General features: G+C 61.1%; 16 protein-coding genes. 11 read left to right on the forward strand and 5 right to left on the reverse strand.

Features of this window, described 5'->3' with window-relative positions; translation table 11 throughout:
- Window positions 1-110: 110 nt before the first annotated feature.
- Window positions 111-863, reverse strand: coding sequence for a DUF2059 domain-containing protein (locus tag LVD08_RS01960; RefSeq protein WP_247267258.1), 753 nt, complete (start codon window positions 861-863; stop codon window positions 111-113).
- A 108-nt stretch (window positions 864-971) separates the two neighbouring features.
- Here LVD08_RS01960 and LVD08_RS01965 point away from each other — a divergent pair, with 108 nt between their 5' ends.
- Both LVD08_RS01965 and LVD08_RS01970 read left to right on the forward strand, forming a co-directional pair.
- The gene (locus LVD08_RS01965; RefSeq protein WP_027610525.1) at window positions 972-1,604 is read left to right on the forward strand and encodes a 2OG-Fe(II) oxygenase; all 633 of its coding nucleotides are present in this window, start codon (window positions 972-974) and stop codon (window positions 1,602-1,604) included.
- 1 nt (window position 1,605) lies between these two features.
- Complete coding sequence (locus LVD08_RS01970) at window positions 1,606-2,091, forward strand: DUF523 domain-containing protein (protein ID WP_247267259.1); 486 nt, start codon at window positions 1,606-1,608, stop codon at window positions 2,089-2,091.
- A gap of 119 nt (window positions 2,092-2,210) precedes the next feature.
- Here the strand turns inward: LVD08_RS01970 and LVD08_RS01975 are convergent, their stop codons facing one another.
- Window positions 2,211-2,780, reverse strand: a complete 570-nt coding sequence (locus tag LVD08_RS01975; RefSeq protein ID WP_247267260.1) for a transporter substrate-binding domain-containing protein — start codon at window positions 2,778-2,780, stop codon at window positions 2,211-2,213.
- A 135-nt stretch (window positions 2,781-2,915) separates the two neighbouring features.
- Between LVD08_RS01975 and LVD08_RS01980 the strand changes: the two genes are divergently transcribed.
- On the forward strand, window positions 2,916-3,341 hold the full coding sequence (locus LVD08_RS01980) for a DUF4399 domain-containing protein (RefSeq protein WP_027610528.1): 426 nt from the start codon (window positions 2,916-2,918) through the stop codon (window positions 3,339-3,341).
- 62 nt (window positions 3,342-3,403) lie between these two features.
- Here LVD08_RS01980 and serA read toward each other — a convergent pair whose 3' ends face one another.
- Window positions 3,404-4,633 (reverse strand): phosphoglycerate dehydrogenase, encoded by a 1,230-nt coding sequence (serA, locus tag LVD08_RS01985; protein WP_003229219.1) that lies wholly within the window; start codon window positions 4,631-4,633, stop codon window positions 3,404-3,406.
- Between the two features lie 204 nt (window positions 4,634-4,837).
- Here serA and LVD08_RS01990 point away from each other — a divergent pair, with 204 nt between their 5' ends.
- The 4 genes from LVD08_RS01990 to LVD08_RS02005 all read left to right on the forward strand — a co-directional run bounded on the left by LVD08_RS01990 (window position 4,838) and on the right by LVD08_RS02005 (window position 9,178).
- Complete coding sequence (locus tag LVD08_RS01990) at window positions 4,838-6,232, forward strand: FAD-binding oxidoreductase (RefSeq protein WP_247267261.1); 1,395 nt, start codon at window positions 4,838-4,840, stop codon at window positions 6,230-6,232.
- Window positions 6,233-6,273: 41 nt separating this feature from the next.
- The gene (locus LVD08_RS01995) at window positions 6,274-6,939 is read left to right on the forward strand and encodes a fumarylacetoacetate hydrolase family protein (protein WP_103369657.1); all 666 of its coding nucleotides are present in this window, start codon (window positions 6,274-6,276) and stop codon (window positions 6,937-6,939) included.
- Window positions 6,940-7,206: 267 nt separating this feature from the next.
- Window positions 7,207-8,130, forward strand: coding sequence for an SdiA-regulated domain-containing protein (locus LVD08_RS02000; protein ID WP_247267262.1), 924 nt, complete (start codon window positions 7,207-7,209; stop codon window positions 8,128-8,130).
- Window positions 8,131-8,260: 130 nt separating this feature from the next.
- Window positions 8,261-9,178 carry an SdiA-regulated domain-containing protein gene (locus LVD08_RS02005; protein ID WP_150370137.1) on the forward strand — a complete coding sequence of 306 codons (918 nt, stop codon included), beginning with the start codon at window positions 8,261-8,263 and terminating at the stop codon, window positions 9,176-9,178.
- A 151-nt stretch (window positions 9,179-9,329) separates the two neighbouring features.
- Here the strand turns inward: LVD08_RS02005 and rpiA are convergent, their stop codons facing one another.
- Window positions 9,330-10,004, reverse strand: a complete 675-nt coding sequence (rpiA, locus tag LVD08_RS02010) for a ribose-5-phosphate isomerase RpiA (RefSeq protein ID WP_095137581.1) — start codon at window positions 10,002-10,004, stop codon at window positions 9,330-9,332.
- Window positions 10,005-10,150: 146 nt separating this feature from the next.
- Between rpiA and ilvA the strand changes: the two genes are divergently transcribed.
- The gene (ilvA, locus tag LVD08_RS02015) at window positions 10,151-11,665 is read left to right on the forward strand and encodes a threonine ammonia-lyase, biosynthetic (RefSeq protein WP_027610533.1); all 1,515 of its coding nucleotides are present in this window, start codon (window positions 10,151-10,153) and stop codon (window positions 11,663-11,665) included.
- A gap of 39 nt (window positions 11,666-11,704) precedes the next feature.
- A complete protein-coding gene (locus LVD08_RS02020; protein ID WP_121182505.1) occupies window positions 11,705-12,130 on the forward strand; it encodes a DUF2269 domain-containing protein in 426 nt (141 codons plus the stop codon).
- Window positions 12,131-12,241: 111 nt separating this feature from the next.
- Here LVD08_RS02020 and LVD08_RS02025 read toward each other — a convergent pair whose 3' ends face one another.
- Entirely contained in the window at window positions 12,242-12,898 is a 657-nt protein-coding gene (locus tag LVD08_RS02025) for a histidinol-phosphatase (RefSeq protein WP_247267263.1), read from the reverse strand.
- Between the two features lie 143 nt (window positions 12,899-13,041).
- Between LVD08_RS02025 and LVD08_RS02030 the strand changes: the two genes are divergently transcribed.
- Both LVD08_RS02030 and ptsP read left to right on the forward strand, forming a co-directional pair.
- On the forward strand, window positions 13,042-13,521 hold the full coding sequence (locus LVD08_RS02030) for an RNA pyrophosphohydrolase (protein ID WP_003229203.1): 480 nt from the start codon (window positions 13,042-13,044) through the stop codon (window positions 13,519-13,521).
- A 22-nt stretch (window positions 13,522-13,543) separates the two neighbouring features.
- A complete protein-coding gene (ptsP, locus tag LVD08_RS02035) occupies window positions 13,544-15,823 on the forward strand; it encodes a phosphoenolpyruvate--protein phosphotransferase (protein ID WP_047596633.1) in 2,280 nt (759 codons plus the stop codon).
- The last annotated feature ends 69 nt before the right edge of the window (window positions 15,824-15,892 follow it).

Below are 15,892 nucleotides of genomic sequence, written 5' to 3' on the forward strand. Positions count from 1 at the left end.
AGACCGACAGGGCAGCGACCCGCCTTGCGAGCGGGCCCGCCCCCACAGGACCCCGCGACCCCGTGGGGGGGCGACCCTCCTCGCGAAGGCGGCCCTTCAGGCGATAGAAATTACTGGCCAAGGCTCGAAGAGCTTTGCCCCACCGCCAGCCCCGCCCGGATCGCCGCCAGCGCCGCCTGGTAATACGCCTTGCCTTCGGTGGACTCGGCGAAGGTCGCGAACTGCTCCAGTTCGTCATCCGACAGATCGCGATAAACGTAGAGCAGCGTGTTGTTCAGGTCGGCGCCGATCTGCTCCATCAGGCGCTGGCGCTGACCGTTCAGCATGCCTTGCGCCTGACCGCCGCCGAGCAGGCCGGGGATCATCGAACTCAGACTGTCCGCCGCCACCCCGGCAATCGCCAGGCTGACTTCCGCGCCGGCCTCGCGGGCGGGCAGGGCCTGGGCCAGATGGCCGATGATCAGCAGGCGGCTGTCGCTGGCCTGCATCTTCGGCAGGCCCTTGGCGTTCTTCGCCAGTTGATCGCGACGGGTGGCGAGCAATTCAGCGGCGACGATTTTCTTGCCCAGCGGCGATTGAAAAAAAGTCAGCGCCGGTTGTGGATCGGCAAGGTGCTGGCGCAGTTGCGCTTCGGCACGCTGATCCATGGCCTGGGGGGCGAAGCGCTGGTTGCTGTTGTTGACCAGGGCTTGAAACACCGCCGGCGGCAGGTTGTTCTGGTAGCGCTGCTGCGCGGCACTCAGGGCATCATTGAAATGCGCACGTTGATCTGGCCAGCCGGCGATCTTGTACAGCTGATCGTGGCCGTCCGCCCAGGCGGGCAAAACGCAGAACATCAACAGTGAAAAAAGCAAACGGCGCATAGGGACTCCTGTCAGCAGCGGACTATTCTCCGTGCGGTGCCGGGACTTGTCGAGAATTCGTAGCAAGCCGCTGCGTGGCTCTGTCGGATTTCCTGCCGCCGGCATACTATGCGCGCCATGCAAATATCCTCTGAACACCCGCTGCTGTTACGCATCGTCGACGACCTGGCCGAACACGGCTGGTCGCAGCAGAACATTTTCCTGCCCGCAGGTTTGACCCGCGAGCTGGCGGCCGAGTGCCGCAAACGTGAGGCCGAGGGTGAACTGGCGCCGGCAGCGGTAGGCCGTGGGCCGTTTTCAGAGATTCGCGAGGGTATTCGTGGCGACCACATCCAGTGGATCGACCCGGGCCAGGCCGAGGCCAGCGACCGTTATCTGAACCTGATGGACAGCCTGCGCGAGGCGCTCAATCGCGGGCTGTTCCTCGGGCTCGAGGATTTCGAGTGCCACTTCGCCCTGTATCCGCCGGGCGCGTTTTACCGTAAGCACGTTGATCGTTTTCGCGACGACGACCGGCGCATGGTCTCGGCGGTGGTCTACCTCAATGACGCGTGGCTGCCGGAAGACGGCGGTCAGTTGCGCATGTATCTGGACGAAGACCGGGTCCACGACGTGCAACCCACCGGCGGCTGTCTGGTGGTGTTCCTCTCCGGTGAGGTGCCCCATGAAGTGCTGCCGGCGCACCGCGAACGCCTGTCGCTGACCGGCTGGTTCCGCCGCCGTGGCAACGAGCCGTTCTGATATGCAGAAGATTCTGGTCAGCCGCTGCCTGTTGGGCCACCGCGTGCGTTACGACGGCGGGGCCAGCGGTCCATTCGATCTGCTCGAACAGTGGATCGCCGAAGGCCGTGTGGTGCCGCTGTGTCCGGAAGTGGCTGGCGGTTTGCCAACCCCGCGTGCAGCGGCGGAAATCCCCGGCGGGCAGGGCGCCGAAGTGCTCGATGGCACGGCGGCGGTGATCACCAGCGAGGGCGAGGACGTCAGCGCGCAGTTTCTCGACGGCGCGCGGCAGGCGCTGGCGCTGGTGCAAAAGCACGGCATCCGCGTCGCGGTGCTCAAGGCCAACAGTCCTTCCTGCGGGAATTTGTTGACCTATGACGGGACGTTCAGTGGGGTGAAGGTCTCGGGAGAAGGCGTTACGGCGGCGCTGCTCAAACGCCATGGGGTGCAAGTCTTTAGTGAGCTCGAACTACCGCAGGCCGCTCTGGCCCTGACCCACCTCGACTGAAAGCCCACCGTAGACCCCTGTAGGAGTGAGCCTGCTCGCGATAGCAGTCTATCAGCACATGAGTGAATGACTGACAGACCGCTATCGCGAGCAGGCTCACTCCTACAGGGTTTGTGTGTTCATTTAGGTTCGGTGAACCACTTCTCGGACAACCCCGCCAACCGCCCATCCGCCTTGATCCGCTGCAACGCACCCGCAAGGCTCGCCTGAAACGCCGGATTACCCTTCTGAAACGGAATCGCCAACTCCACCGGCACCGCGGCCTTCGGCTTCTCCTCGGTCAACGCCTGTACCAGCACCATCGGTCGCGGCTGCTCATCCTGCTTCGCCAGCAGCTGCGAATCGACCTTGCCGTAAGGCTCGCTGACGTCGAAACGATCCTTGAGTTCAGGTGTCAGTGCTATGTGGTTGAGCGCAACGTCGTACTTGCCGCTTTCAACGCCCTGGAGCAGGTCGGCTTCGTCGGTGACGATGAAGTCGGCGCGCACATCCAGCTCGTTGGCCAGCAGTTGCCCAAGCTCGACCTCGAACCCCGTGAGTGTGTCGCCATCCTTGAAATTGAAGGGCGGTGTATTAGCCTCAAGGGCAATGCGCAACTCGCCACGGTCGTTGACGTCATCAATCAGTTCGGCGTGAGCCAGAGGGCTCAGAAGGGGTAGCAGGCAGATCAGGCCAGGCAGAAAGCGCATGGTCACTCCTTTGAAATCATTATTGCGATGCTCTGAGTCAGGCTCGCTTTGCTATGGTTGTCGAGTGCCTTCGACAACGAATGGTCATGAAGTTGTCATGACCGCGCGGATTTTACGGAAAAACTGGAGAAGAGAATGAAAACGTTTATGTCACGAGCAGCCTTGGCTGGCCTGTTGATGGGTGTTTCAGTGCTGGCCAGTGCAGCGACCCCGGCACCCAAGGGCGCCGAAGTGTTCATCGTTTCTCCCGAAGACGGGGCCACGGTTTCTCAGGAGTTCAAGGTCAAGTTCGGGGTCAAGGACGTTGCGCTGGCACCCGCCGGTGACGTCACCAAGAACACCGGTCACCACCACCTGCTGATTGATGCCAAGGAAATCGTTCCGGCCGGTTCCGTCGTGCCGACCGATGCCAACCACATGCACTTCGGCAAGGCGCAGACCGAGGCCACGATCAAACTGGCCCCGGGCAAGCACACCTTGCAACTGGAGCTGGGCGACAGCGGCCATATGGCGTTTGATCCGCCGATCGTGTCGAAAAAGATCACCGTCAACGTCGAATGACGTTTTCGCACGCATGAAAAAGGGAGCCCGAAGGCTCCCTTTTTTTGTCGCTCAGCGTCGGATCAGAACAACACGCGGCTACGGATAGTACCGTTGACGTGTTGCAGCTTCTCTTGCGCCAGCTCCGAGTACTCGGCGTCAACGTCGATCACCACGTAACCGACTTTCTCGTTGGTCTGCAGGAACTGACCGGAGATGTTGATACCGTTTTCGGCGAAGACCTTGTTGATCTCGCTCATCACACCCGGAATGTTCTCGTGGATATGCAGCAGACGGTGCTTGCCAGGGTGAGCCGGCAGGGCCACTTCCGGGAAGTTCACCGACGAAACGGATGTACCGTTGTCGCTGTACTTGACCAGTTTTTCCGCCACTTCCAGACCGATGTTGGCCTGCGCTTCGGCAGTCGAGCCACCGATGTGCGGGGTCAGGATCACGTTGTCCAGGCCACGCAGCGGGCTTTCGAACTCTTCGTCGTTGGAGCGTGGCTCCACCGGGAATACGTCGATGGCCGCGCCGATCAGGTGCTTGTCCTTGATCGCGTCCGCCAGGGCGTCCAGCTCGACCACGGTGCCGCGCGCGGCGTTGATCAGGATGCCGCCCTTCTTGATGGCGCGGATTTCCTTCTCGCCGATCATCCACTGGGTCGCAGCGGTTTCCGGAACGTGCAGGGTGACGATGTCGGACATGCCCAGCAGCTCGTGCAGGTTGCCGACCTGAGTGGCGTTGCCCAGCGGCAGCTTGGTCACGGTGTCGTAGAAGAACACCTGCATCCCCAGGCCTTCCGCCAGAACCGACAGCTGCGTACCGATCGAGCCATAGCCGACGATGCCGAGTTTCTTGCCACGGATCTCGAAGGAGTTGGCTGCGGACTTGATCCAGCCGCCACGGTGGCAGGAAGCGTTTTTCTCAGGGATGCCGCGCAGCAGCAGGATCGCTTCGGCCAGCACCAGTTCCGCGACGGAGCGGGTGTTGGAGTACGGCGCGTTGAACACGGCGATACCGCGCTCGCGGGCAGCACTCAGGTCAACCTGGTTGGTGCCGATGCAGAAACAGCCGACCGCGACCAGCTTCTTCGCGTGATCGAAGATCTCTTCGGTCAGTTGGGTGCGCGAACGAATGCCGATGAAGTGAGCGTCAGCGATCTTTTCCTTGAGCTCGGCTTCCGGCAAGGAGCCTGTCAGGTATTCGATGCTGGTGTAGCCCGCCGCCTTGAGGACGTCGACAGCCGATTGGTGGACGCCTTCGAGAAGAAGGAACTTGATCTTGCTCTTATCGAGAGAAGTCTTGCTCATCTGCGTAAACCTGTATCCCGGAGAAAAATGGCAGGAAATGGTCAACAGACATTGACCTGGACGACAAGAATGCCGTCACCGCAGAACTGGCCTTGGGCACTGGCCTGCGGGGTCGGTATGCTAGCATAGCCACCCTGCTAAACACTCATTCCTGCGACGTGAAGCGTCTTCAGGATGACCATGAATTGTTCGAGAGTTCTGTCGATGACCAATCCTGCCCTGATTGATGAACTGAAGACCCTGGTCGAGCCTGGCAAGGTCCTGACCGACGCCGACTCCCTGAATGCGTACGGCAAGGATTGGACCAAGCACTTTGCGCCCGCGCCAAGCGCCATCGTGTTTCCCAAGACCATCGAACAGGTGCAGGCCATTGTCCGTTGGGCCAACACCCATAAAGTGGCGCTGGTGCCGTCGGGCGGGCGCACCGGGCTGTCCGCCGCCGCCGTTGCCGCGAATGGCGAAGTGGTCGTCTCGTTCGACTACATGAACCAGATTCTCGACGTGAACCTCACTGACCGCACCGCCGTGTGTCAGCCGGGCGTGGTCACCGAGCACTTGCAGAACGTCGCCGAAGAAAACGGCCTGTACTACCCGGTGGACTTCGCGTCGGCCGGTTCCAGTCAGATTGGCGGCAATATCGGCACCAATGCCGGCGGGATCAAGGTGATTCGCTACGGCATGACCCGTAACTGGGTCGCCGGCCTGAAAGTGGTTACCGGCAAGGGCGATGTGCTGGAGCTGAACAAGGACCTGATCAAGAACGCTACCGGTTACGACTTGCGCCAGTTGTTCATCGGCGCCGAAGGCACCCTCGGCTTTGTGGTCGAAGCGACCATGCGTCTGGATCGCGCGCCGAAAAACCTCACCGCGATGGTCCTCGGCACCGCCGACTTCGACTCGATCATGCCGGTGCTGCACGCCTTCCAGGGCAAACTCGACCTGACCGCGTTCGAATTCTTCTCCGACAAGGCATTGGCCAAAGTGCTGGGCCGTGGCGACGTACCGGCGCCGTTCGAAACCGGCTGCCCGTTCTACGCGCTGCTGGAATTCGAAGCGACCAGCGAAGCAGTGGCCAACACGGCGCTGGAAACCTTCGAGCATTGCGTTGAGCAGGGCTGGGTACTGGACGGCGTAATGAGTCAGAGCGAAACCCAGCTGCAGAACCTGTGGAAGCTGCGCGAGTACATCTCCGAGACCATCTCGCACTGGACACCTTACAAGAACGACATCTCGGTCACCGTGTCGAAAGTCCCGGCATTTCTGCAGGAAATCGACGCCATCGTCGGTGAACACTACCCGGACTTCGAAATCGTCTGGTTCGGCCACATCGGCGACGGCAACCTGCATTTGAACATTCTCAAGCCGGATAACCTGAGCAAGGACGAGTTCTTCGCCAAGTGCGCGACCGTCAACAAGTGGGTGTTCGAAACCGTCGAGAAGTACAACGGTTCGATCTCCGCCGAGCACGGCGTGGGCATGACCAAGCGCGACTACTTGACCTACAGCCGTTCTCCGGTCGAAATCGAGTACATGAAAGCGGTCAAAGCGGTGTTCGACCCGAACGGCATCATGAACCCGGGCAAGATCTTCGCGGTTTGATTGGCAATCCCTGATGAATCAATGAAGGCAGGAGTCGGTAAATGAGCTATCAGCACCAGTACGTCGACGGCACGCGCATTCACTTCCCGATCGGGAAAGTGGTGTGCATTGGCCGTAATTATGCCGAACACGCCAAGGAACTGGACAACCCGGTGCCTACCGAGCCGTTGCTGTTCATCAAGCCAGGCAGTTGCGTGGTGCCACTGGAAGGCGGTTTCAGCATTCCGACCGAGCGCGGTTCGGTGCACTACGAAGCGGAAATCGCCGTGTTGATCGGCAAGCCGCTGTCGACCAAGCCGAGCCGCGAAGAAGTGCTGGATGCGATCTCCGGTTTCGCCCCGGCGCTGGATCTGACCTTGCGCGACAAGCAGGCCGAACTCAAGTCCAAGGGCCTGCCATGGGAAATCGCCAAGTCGTTCGACGGCGCGGCGGTGATTGCCCCGTTCGTGGTTGGCAGCACTTTCTCTGATCTGACCGACATCGGCATTCGCCTGACCATCAACGGTGAAGTGCGCCAGGACGGCAACAGCAGCGCGATGCTCAACCCGATCGTGCCGATGATCCAGCACATGGCCGGCTGCTTCTCGCTGCAGGCCGGCGACGTGATCCTCACCGGCACGCCAGTGGGCGTCGGTCCGCTGAATGTCGGCGATGACATCGTGCTGGAACTGGTTGGCGCGAGCAGCTTCAGCAGCAGCGTACGTTAATCGCCACGCCGCAAATCCTTTGTGGGAGCGAGCCTGCTCGCGAAGGCGCCAGGTCAGTCGACATCATTGTTGACTGATACTTCGTCTTCGCGAGCAGGCTCGCTCCCACATCGCTTTGTGGTGTCCTGAAGAAGGTTGGCGGCACACGCCAATCCCGCCATTTGCCGTTTTTTTCACATCCTGTCCGGATAATTCCTCGCATTCTGGCGTCTGAGCCGGCCTCTTTGTGCTATTACCCTTAGCCTGAATTTTCGGAACGCGTCCCTGATGTCAGCTCACACTCAGCTCAATCCTCCTCGTCGCTCACGTTTCGCCCTGCGCTGGTATGTCTGGCTGTTGCTGGTGCTTGCCGCCGCGTATGGCCTGGCGTTTGCCATGCACTGGGACGACCGTGGCCTGCTGTGGCTGCGCGAGCGCTTCGAAAGCCAGACCGAGCAAAAGGCGAGTATCTGGCTGCCGGACTATCGGGCGGTGATCGACGGCAAACTGCTGCCGGGCATGGAAAAGGACGAGGCCTCGGACCTGTCCTACAACCCGCAGACCAAAACCCTGTTTTCGGTGATGGGCAAGAATCCGTTTCTGGTCGAACTGACCCTGCAGGGTGATGTGCTGCGCAAGATGCCGCTAGTGGGCTGGAGCAACCCGGAAGGCGTGACCGTGATGGAAAACGGCCTGATGGCGATTGTTGATGAGCGCGAACACCTGCTGACCATCGTCAAGGTCGATGCCAGCACCCGCGAGCTGAATATCGCCGACTTCCCGAAATACGATCTCGGTCCGTCGAAAAACCAGAACAAGGCATTCGAAGCAATCACCTGGGATCCGCACAATCAACAGCTACTGCTGGGCGAAGAGCGTCCGCCGGCGCTGTTTACCTGGAAGAGCGACGGCAGCCAGATCCTCAAGGGCGACAAGCAGAAGCTGGCCAGCGATGAACTGGATATCCGCAACCTGTCGGCGCTGGCGATCGACCCGCGTACCGGCCACACCCTGGTGCTGTCTGCCGATTCGCATCTGTTGTTGGAGCTGGACGAGAAGGGTGAGCAGGTCAGCTTCATGACCCTGCTTGGCGGCTTCAATGGTTTGAAGGACACCATCCCCCGCGCCGAAGGCGTGACCATGGACGACGCCGGTACGCTGTACATGGTCAGCGAGCCGAACCTGTTCTATCGCTTCGAAAAGCAGAAATAACCACCTTTCACTAATCCTCATGTAGGAGCTGCCGCAGGGTTGTCTTGTGGCCTGAGGCAAGTGGCCATTAAGCTTCAGTTCAGACAGGCGTGATATTTCATCCGCCTGTTTTGATCCCGAGCCTGCCTGAATGCGTCGACTTGCCCGCCCCAAACCCCTGTTTATCATCCTGTCGGTTGTTGTCCTGATCGTGTTGATCGCGATCGGCCAATACCTGCGCCTGTTCGAGCGCGCCTGGTTCAATCTGCATACCTTGTGGCAGCCGTTGAGCAGCGAGGCCATTGGTCTGGATCAATACCGAGTCGAAGTCGAAGCCAGGGTCATCGACGGCCTGAACGACGATGTCTCGGCGCTGACCTACGATCCGGTGCGCAAAAGCCTGTTCACCGTGACCAACAAGAATGCCGAGCTGGTCGAGTTGTCCCTCGACGGCAAAATCCTGCGGCGCATCGCGCTGATTGGCTTCGGCGATCCTGAAGCGGTGGAGTTCATCAGCGCCGACACCTATGTGATCACCGACGAGCGCCAGCAACGCCTGATCAAGGTGCATCTGGAGCGGGACACCACGTTCCTTGATGCGGCGGACGCTGAACAGATGACTCTGGGCGTGCACATGAGCGGCAACAAGGGCTTCGAAGGCTTGGCGTATGACTCGGTGGGCAAGCGCCTGTTCGTCGCCAAGGAGCGTGACCCCATGCTGATTTATGAGGTGCACGGTTTTCCGCACTTCAATCCGGAAAAGTCCTACGCGGTGCACGTGATCAACAACCCCAAGCGCGATGCCGGGATGTTCGTGCGCGATCTGTCGAGCCTGCAATACGACGAGCGCAGCGGCCATTTGCTGGCGCTGTCCGACGAGTCGGGGCTGATTCTGGAACTGGATGTGGACGGGCGGCCGCTGAGTACCTTGTCGCTGAACAAGGGGCGGCAGGGTTTGCAGAAGAGGGTGCCGCAAGCCGAAGGCATTGCGATGGATGACGACGGGACGTTGTATCTGGTGAGTGAGCCGAACTTGTTTTATGTCTTCAAGAAACCTGCGCAAAACTGACTGACACCCCAAAAAACCAAATGTGGGAGCGGGCTTGCTCGCGAATGCGGTGTATCAGAAAAATTAATGTATCTGACACACCGCATTCGCGAGCAAGCCCGCTCCCACAGGGGGGAATGCATTTGCCTGCAAGAGTGTGGGCAGTCTGGGCTTACTCAGCCTTCAGGGTTTTCACACCTTCGCTGGTGCCCAGCAACAGCAGATCCGCCGGACGCGCCGCGAACAGGCCATTGGTGACCACGCCGACGATCGCGTTGATCTGCGCTTCCAGCTCCACCGGGTTGGTGATCTGCAGGTTGTACACGTCGAGGATGATGTTGCCGTTGTCGGTCAGCACGCCTTCGCGGTACACCGGATCGCCGCCCAGTTTCACCAGTTGGCGGGCGACGTGGCTGCGGGCCATCGGGATCACTTCGACCGGCAGCGGGAATTCGCCCAGCACCGGCACCAGTTTGCTGGCGTCGGCGATGCAGATGAAGGTCTTGGCCACGGCCGCGACGATCTTCTCGCGGGTCAGGGCCGCGCCGCCGCCCTTGATCAGGTTCAGGTGCGCGTCGCTCTCGTCGGCGCCGTCGACGTAGAACTCCAGGTCGCTGACGGTGTTCAGCTCATACACCGGAATCCCGTGGCCCTTGAGGCGCGCCGCAGTGGCTTCGGAGCTGGCAACCGCGCCATCGAATGCGCCCTTGTGCTGGGCCAGTGCATCGATGAAGCAGTTGGCGGTGGAGCCGGTGCCGACCCCGACGATGCTCTTGTCGTCGAGTTTCGGAAGGATGAAGTCGACGGCGGCCTGAGCCACTGCCTGTTTGAGTTGATCCTGGGTCATGCGGGCTCCGGAAGCGGGCAAGGTGAGTTCGGAAAGGCCGGCATTATAGCCGCAAGCCGGGCTAAAACCTCCTGATTCGTGTGGTCGCACGGGCAAAAGCCGGGTTAGACTCGTCGGTCCCGCCCAATCGCCAGTGATGCTTTCCGATGCTCGAACAGTACGTCAAAAAGATCCTCACCTCGCGCGTTTATGACGTTGCCGTAGAAACCCCGCTGCAGAACGCTCGCCAGCTCTCCGAGCGGCTGGGCAATGACATTTGGCTCAAGCGCGAAGACTTGCAGCCGGTGTTCTCGTTCAAGATTCGCGGCGCGTACAACAAGTTGACCCAACTGACCGACGAAGAGCGCGCCCGTGGCGTGGTCACCGCGTCGGCGGGCAACCATGCGCAGGGTCTGGCGCTGGCGGCGAAAGTGCTGGGCGTGAAAGCGACCATCGTGATGCCCAAGACCACCCCGGAGATCAAGGTCGAAGGCGTGCGTTCGCGCGGCGGCAAAGTCGTGCTGCACGGCGATTCCTTCCCGGAAGCACTGGCCTACTCGCTGAAACTGGTCGATGAAAAGGGCTACGTCTACATCCACCCGTACGACGATCCGCACACCATTGCCGGGCAGGGCACCGTGGCGATGGAAATTCTGCGCCAGCACCCGCAACCGCTGGACGCGATTTTCGTGCCGGTCGGCGGCGGCGGTCTGATTGCCGGCATCGCGGCGTACGTGAAATACCTGCGTCCGGACATCAAGGTCATCGGCGTCGAGCCGGACGACTCCAACTGCCTGCAAGCGGCCATGGCCGCCGGCGAGCGCGTGGTGCTGCCGACCGTGGGCATCTTCGCCGACGGCGTGGCCGTGGCGCAGATCGGCCAGCACACCTTCGACATCTGCAAGGATTACGTCGACGAAGTGATCACCGTCAGCACCGACGAGATCTGCGCGGCCATCAAGGATATTTACGACGATACCCGCTCGATCACCGAACCTGCCGGCGCCTTGGGCGTGGCCGGGATCAAGAAGTACGTCGAGTTGCGCGGCGTCAGTGGCCAGACCTTCGTCGCCATCGACTCCGGGGCCAACGTCAACTTCGATCGCCTGCGCCACGTCGCCGAGCGCGCCGAGCTGGGCGAGGGTCGCGAAGCGATCATCGCCGTGACCATCCCGGAGCAGGCCGGCAGCTTCAAGGCGTTTTGCGAAGCGATCGGCAAGCGCCAGATCACCGAATTCAACTACCGCTACAACACCGGCAGCGAAGCGCACATCTTCGTCGGCGTACAGACTCACCCGGAAAACGACCCACGCAGCGCACTGCTGGCGAGCCTGACCGAGCAGGGCTTCCCGGTACTCGACCTGACCGACAACGAACTGGCCAAGTTGCACATCCGCCACATGGTCGGCGGCCACGCGGCGCACGTGATCGACGAAGTGGTGTTCCGCTTCGAATTCCCGGAGCGTCCGGGCGCGCTGTTCAACTTTCTCAACAAGCTCGGCGGGCGCTGGAACATCTCGATGTTCCACTATCGCAATCATGGCGCGGCAGACGGCCGGGTGGTCGCCGGCCTGCAAGTACCGCATGACGAACGTCATCTGGTGCCGGCGGCACTTGAAGAAATCGGCTACCCGTACTGGGATGAAAGCGAGAACCCGGCCTATCAGCTGTTTCTTGGCTGAGCGGCTACGCTGATGGGCAGGCCCTGAGGAAATCGAACAATGGAAACGTTAACTGCCCTGAAAACCGCGCACATGGTCGCCACTGTAGTGTTGCTGGCCGGTGCGCTCGGGTTGGGAGTCTGGGTTTTTCTGGCAAAACGCAAAGGTGATGCAACGGCGGGCAGCCGCACCTTGCAACGGCCACGGGTGTTCATCTGGCTGTTGATGGGCCTGGCGTTGTTGAGCATGCCGTTCACCGGCTGGGGCATGGTGCATCTGGTCGGCTGGCCGCTGGGGCAGACCTGGCTGCTGGCCTCCAGCGTGCTGTACACCGTGGCGGCGCTGGCGTGGTTCTGGTTGCTGGTGCGGTTGAATCGCTTGCGCAAGGCGCCGGGCGGCGTTGGCAGGTTCACTTTTGCCTTGGCGTTGTTCAGCTTTGTCTGCTTTATCGCGATTGCCGGGTTGATGGGCGCCAAGCCTGTTTAAGGCTTGAGACCGCGTCGACCTCATCGCGAGCAGGCTCACTCCTACAGTTGCCCGAGTTCCAAATTTGGAATGCGCTCCACTGTAGGAGTGAGCCTGCTCGCGATAGCGATATCAGTCGCGCAACGAAATCACCGGCCAGCCCCGCTTCTCGGCCTCGGCGCGCAGATTCGGATCCGGATCCACCGCCACCGGGTTCGCCACCTGCTCCAGCAGCGGCAAATCATTCATCGAATCGCTGTAGAAATAGCTGTCATCCAGCGAATACCCGGTTTCGTCGAGCCAGCGATTCAGGCGCGTCACCTTGCCCTCACGGAAGCACGGAATATCAGTACTGCGCCCGGTGTAGCGGCCATCGACCATCTCGCACTCGGTGGCGATCAGGGTTTCGACGCCCAGGCGCACGGCAATCGGGGCGGTGACGAAGCGGTTGGTGGCGGTGATGATCACCAGTTTGTCGCCGGCGTCGCGGTGCTGTTTCAGCAGTTCCAGCGCCTTGGGCAGCACGATCGGCTCGATGCAGTCGCGCATGTAGTCGTTGTGCCACTGTTCAAGCACGGCCATTTCGGTGCGGCCGAGGATTTCCAGGCAGAAGTTCAGGTACGCGGCGTTATCCAGCTGGCCGGCCAGGTAATCCTGATAGAACTCGTCGTTGCGCTGCTTGTACGCCACCGGATCGAGGAAGCCGCGTTCGCACAGATAGTCGCCCCAAGCGTGATCGCTGTCGCCGCCCAGAAGGGTGTTGTCCAAATCGAATAGAGCCAGGCGCATTGCAGTTACCCGCTGAAAAGTCAGTAAAAAGGCGACAAGAATACGGTCTTTTCACAAGAGTGCACATAAGGTAGGAACCTTCGTTGCCGCCTTATCAAGCTTTGTGGAACAATGCGGCGACATGCGTTTGCGAGGTTGTTGCCGTGATCGACCCCGATGGTTTCCGCCCCAACGTCGGGATCATTCTGACGAATGACGCCGGCCAGGTGCTATGGGCTCGCCGTATCAATCAAGATGCCTGGCAGTTTCCACAAGGGGGAATCAACCCCGAGGAGACGCCGGAGGACGCCTTGTACCGCGAGCTGAACGAAGAAGTTGGCCTGGAACGTGAAGATGTTGAAATACTGGCCTGTACTCGTGGCTGGTTGCGCTATCGTTTGCCGCAACGTCTGGTGCGTACCCACAGCCAACCGCTGTGCATCGGCCAGAAGCAGAAATGGTTTCTCCTGCGCCTGATCTCCAACGAGCAGCGGGTGCGGATGGATTTGACCGGTAAACCGGAGTTCGATGGCTGGCGCTGGGTCAGTTATTGGTATCCGTTGGGCCAGGTGGTGACATTCAAGCGCGAGGTGTATCGACGCGCCCTCAAAGAGCTTGCCCCGCGCCTTTTAGCGCGCGACTGACGACGGAGTTCGACCCCGAGCCATGCTCAATACGCTGCGCAAGATCGTCCAGGAAGTTAACTCCGCCAAGGATCTCAAGGCGGCGTTGGGGATTATTGTGTTGCGCGTCAAAGAGGCCATGGGCAGCCAGGTCTGCTCGGTCTACCTGCTTGATCCCGAGACCAACCGCTTCGTCCTGATGGCCACCGAGGGCTTGAACAAGCGCTCGATCGGCAAGGTCAGCATGGCACCCAACGAAGGTCTGGTGGGTCTGGTCGGCACGCGTGAAGAACCCCTGAACCTCGAAAACGCCGCGGATCACCCGCGCTACCGCTACTTCGCCGAAACCGGCGAGGAGCGCTACGCCTCCTTCCTCGGGGCGCCGATCATTCACCACCGCCGCGTCGTCGGCGTATTGGTCATCCAGCAGAAAGAACGCCGCCAGTTCGATGAAGGTGAAGAAGCCTTCCTCGTGACCATGAGCGCGCAGCTCGCCGGCGTAATCGCCCACGCCGAGGCCACCGGGTCGATCCGTGGCCTGGGCCGTCAGGGCAAGGGCATTCAGGAAGCCAAGTTCGTCGGCGTACCGGGTTCGCCGGGTGCGGCGGTCGGTACTGCGGTGGTCATGCTGCCGCCGGCGGATCTGGACGTGGTGCCAGATAAAACCATCACCGACATCGACGCCGAGCTGGCGCTGTTCAAGACCGCCATCGAAGGCGTGCGCGCCGACATGCGCGCGTTGTCCGCCAAGCTCGCGACCCAGCTGCGCCCGGAAGAGCGTGCGCTGTTCGACGTCTACCTGATGATGCTTGACGATGCTTCGCTGGGCAGCGAAATCACCACCGTGATCAAGACCGGCCAGTGGGCTCAGGGCGCACTGCGTCAGGTGGTCACTGAGCACGTCAACCGTTTCGAACTGATGGACGACGCCTACCTGCGCGAGCGTGCGTCGGACGTCAAAGACCTCGGCCGCCGCCTGCTGGCCTACCTGCAGGAAGAGCGTCAGCAGAACCTGGTCTACCCGGAAAAAACCATTCTGGTCAGCGAAGAGCTGACGCCGGCGATGCTCGGCGAGGTGCCGGAAGGCACGCTGGTCGGTCTGGTGTCGGTCCTCGGTTCGGGTAACTCCCACGTCGCGATCCTGGCCCGGGCCATGGGCATTCCGACGGTGATGGGTCTGGTCGACCTGCCGTACGCCAAGGTCGATGGCATCGAGGTGATCGTCGATGGCACCCGCGGCGAGGTCTACACCAACCCCAGCGATGTGCTGCGCAAGCAGTTCGCCGAGGTGGTCGAAGAAGAGAAACAACTGGCGCTGGGCCTCGACACCCTGCGTGACCTGCCGTGCGTGACCCTCGATGGCCATCGCATGCCGTTGTGGGTCAATACCGGCCTGCTGGCGGACGTGGCGCGGGCGCAGAAGCGCGGCGCCGAAGGTGTCGGTCTGTACCGCACCGAAGTGCCGTTCATGATCAACCAGCGTTTCCCGAGCGAAAAGGAACAACTGGCGATCTACCGCGAGCAACTCGCCGCGTTCCACCCGCAACCGGTAACCATGCGCAGCCTGGACATCGGCGGTGACAAGTCGCTGTCGTACTTCCCGATCAAGGAAGACAACCCGTTCCTCGGCTGGCGCGGGATTCGCGTGACCCTCGACCACCCGGAAATCTTCCTGGTGCAGACCCGCGCGATGCTCAAGGCCAGCGAAGGCCTGAACAACCTGCGGATCCTGCTGCCGATGATCTCCGGCACCCACGAACTCGAAGAAGCCCTGCACTTGATCCACCGGGCCTGGGGCGAAGTGCGTGACGAAGGCACCGACGTGCCGATGCCGCCAATCGGGGTGATGATTGAAATTCCGGCTGCGGTGTACCAGACCAAGGAACTGGCGCGGCAGGTGGACTTCCTGTCGGTCGGCTCCAACGACCTGACCCAGTACCTGCTGGCGGTGGATCGCAACAACCCGCGAGTGGCCGACCTCTACGACTACCTGCACCCGGCGGTGCTGCAAGCCCTGCAAACCGTGGTCCGCGACGCGCATGCCGAAGGCAAACCGGTGAGCATCTGCGGCGAAATGGCCGGTGACCCGGCAGCGGCGGTGCTGTTGATGGCGATGGGCTTCGACAGCTTGTCGATGAACGCCACCAACTTGCCGAAAGTGAAGTGGATGCTGCGCCAGATCAACCTGAGCAAGGCCAAGGATCTGCTGGCGGAGCTGATGAAGATCGATAACCCGCAAGTGATCCACAGCTCGCTGCAACTGGCGCTGAAGAATCTCGGGCTGTCGAAGATGAATCCGCCGGCGGTCAACAAGGCCCTCTGAAAGGCTGATGGACCCTTCGCGAGCAAGCCCGCTCCCACAGGGATTTGTGTCGATCACAGAACCAATGTG

Origin of the sequence: Pseudomonas sp. YL2, assembly GCF_023063025.1 — a bacterium.
GTDB lineage: Bacteria > Pseudomonadota > Gammaproteobacteria > Pseudomonadales > Pseudomonadaceae > Aquipseudomonas > Aquipseudomonas putida_A.

Bases quoted from the DNA above. Each gene is read 5' to 3' on its own strand.
- LVD08_RS01965 (WP_027610525.1), top strand. From the start codon at position 972: ATGCGCGCCATGCAAATATCCTCTGAACACCCGCTGCTGTTACGCATC.
- LVD08_RS01980 (WP_027610528.1), top strand. From the start codon at position 2,916: ATGAAAACGTTTATGTCACGAGCAGCCTTGGCTGGCCTGTTGATGGGT.
- serA (WP_003229219.1), bottom strand. From the start codon at position 4,633: ATGAGCAAGACTTCTCTCGATAAGAGCAAGATCAAGTTCCTTCTTCTC.
- LVD08_RS02005 (WP_150370137.1), top strand. From the start codon at position 8,261: ATGCGTCGACTTGCCCGCCCCAAACCCCTGTTTATCATCCTGTCGGTT.
- LVD08_RS02020 (WP_121182505.1), top strand. From the start codon at position 11,705: ATGGAAACGTTAACTGCCCTGAAAACCGCGCACATGGTCGCCACTGTA.
- LVD08_RS01995 (WP_103369657.1), top strand. From the start codon at position 6,274: ATGAGCTATCAGCACCAGTACGTCGACGGCACGCGCATTCACTTCCCG.
- LVD08_RS02000 (WP_247267262.1), top strand. From the start codon at position 7,207: ATGTCAGCTCACACTCAGCTCAATCCTCCTCGTCGCTCACGTTTCGCC.
- LVD08_RS01990 (WP_247267261.1), top strand. From the start codon at position 4,838: ATGACCAATCCTGCCCTGATTGATGAACTGAAGACCCTGGTCGAGCCT.
- ilvA (WP_027610533.1), top strand. From the start codon at position 10,151: ATGCTCGAACAGTACGTCAAAAAGATCCTCACCTCGCGCGTTTATGAC.
- LVD08_RS01970 (WP_247267259.1), top strand. From the start codon at position 1,606: ATGCAGAAGATTCTGGTCAGCCGCTGCCTGTTGGGCCACCGCGTGCGT.
- rpiA (WP_095137581.1), bottom strand. From the start codon at position 10,004: ATGACCCAGGATCAACTCAAACAGGCAGTGGCTCAGGCCGCCGTCGAC.
- LVD08_RS01975 (WP_247267260.1), bottom strand. From the start codon at position 2,780: ATGCGCTTTCTGCCTGGCCTGATCTGCCTGCTACCCCTTCTGAGCCCT.
- LVD08_RS01960 (WP_247267258.1), bottom strand. From the start codon at position 863: ATGCGCCGTTTGCTTTTTTCACTGTTGATGTTCTGCGTTTTGCCCGCC.
- ptsP (WP_047596633.1), top strand. From the start codon at position 13,544: ATGCTCAATACGCTGCGCAAGATCGTCCAGGAAGTTAACTCCGCCAAG.
- LVD08_RS02025 (WP_247267263.1), bottom strand. From the start codon at position 12,898: ATGCGCCTGGCTCTATTCGATTTGGACAACACCCTTCTGGGCGGCGAC.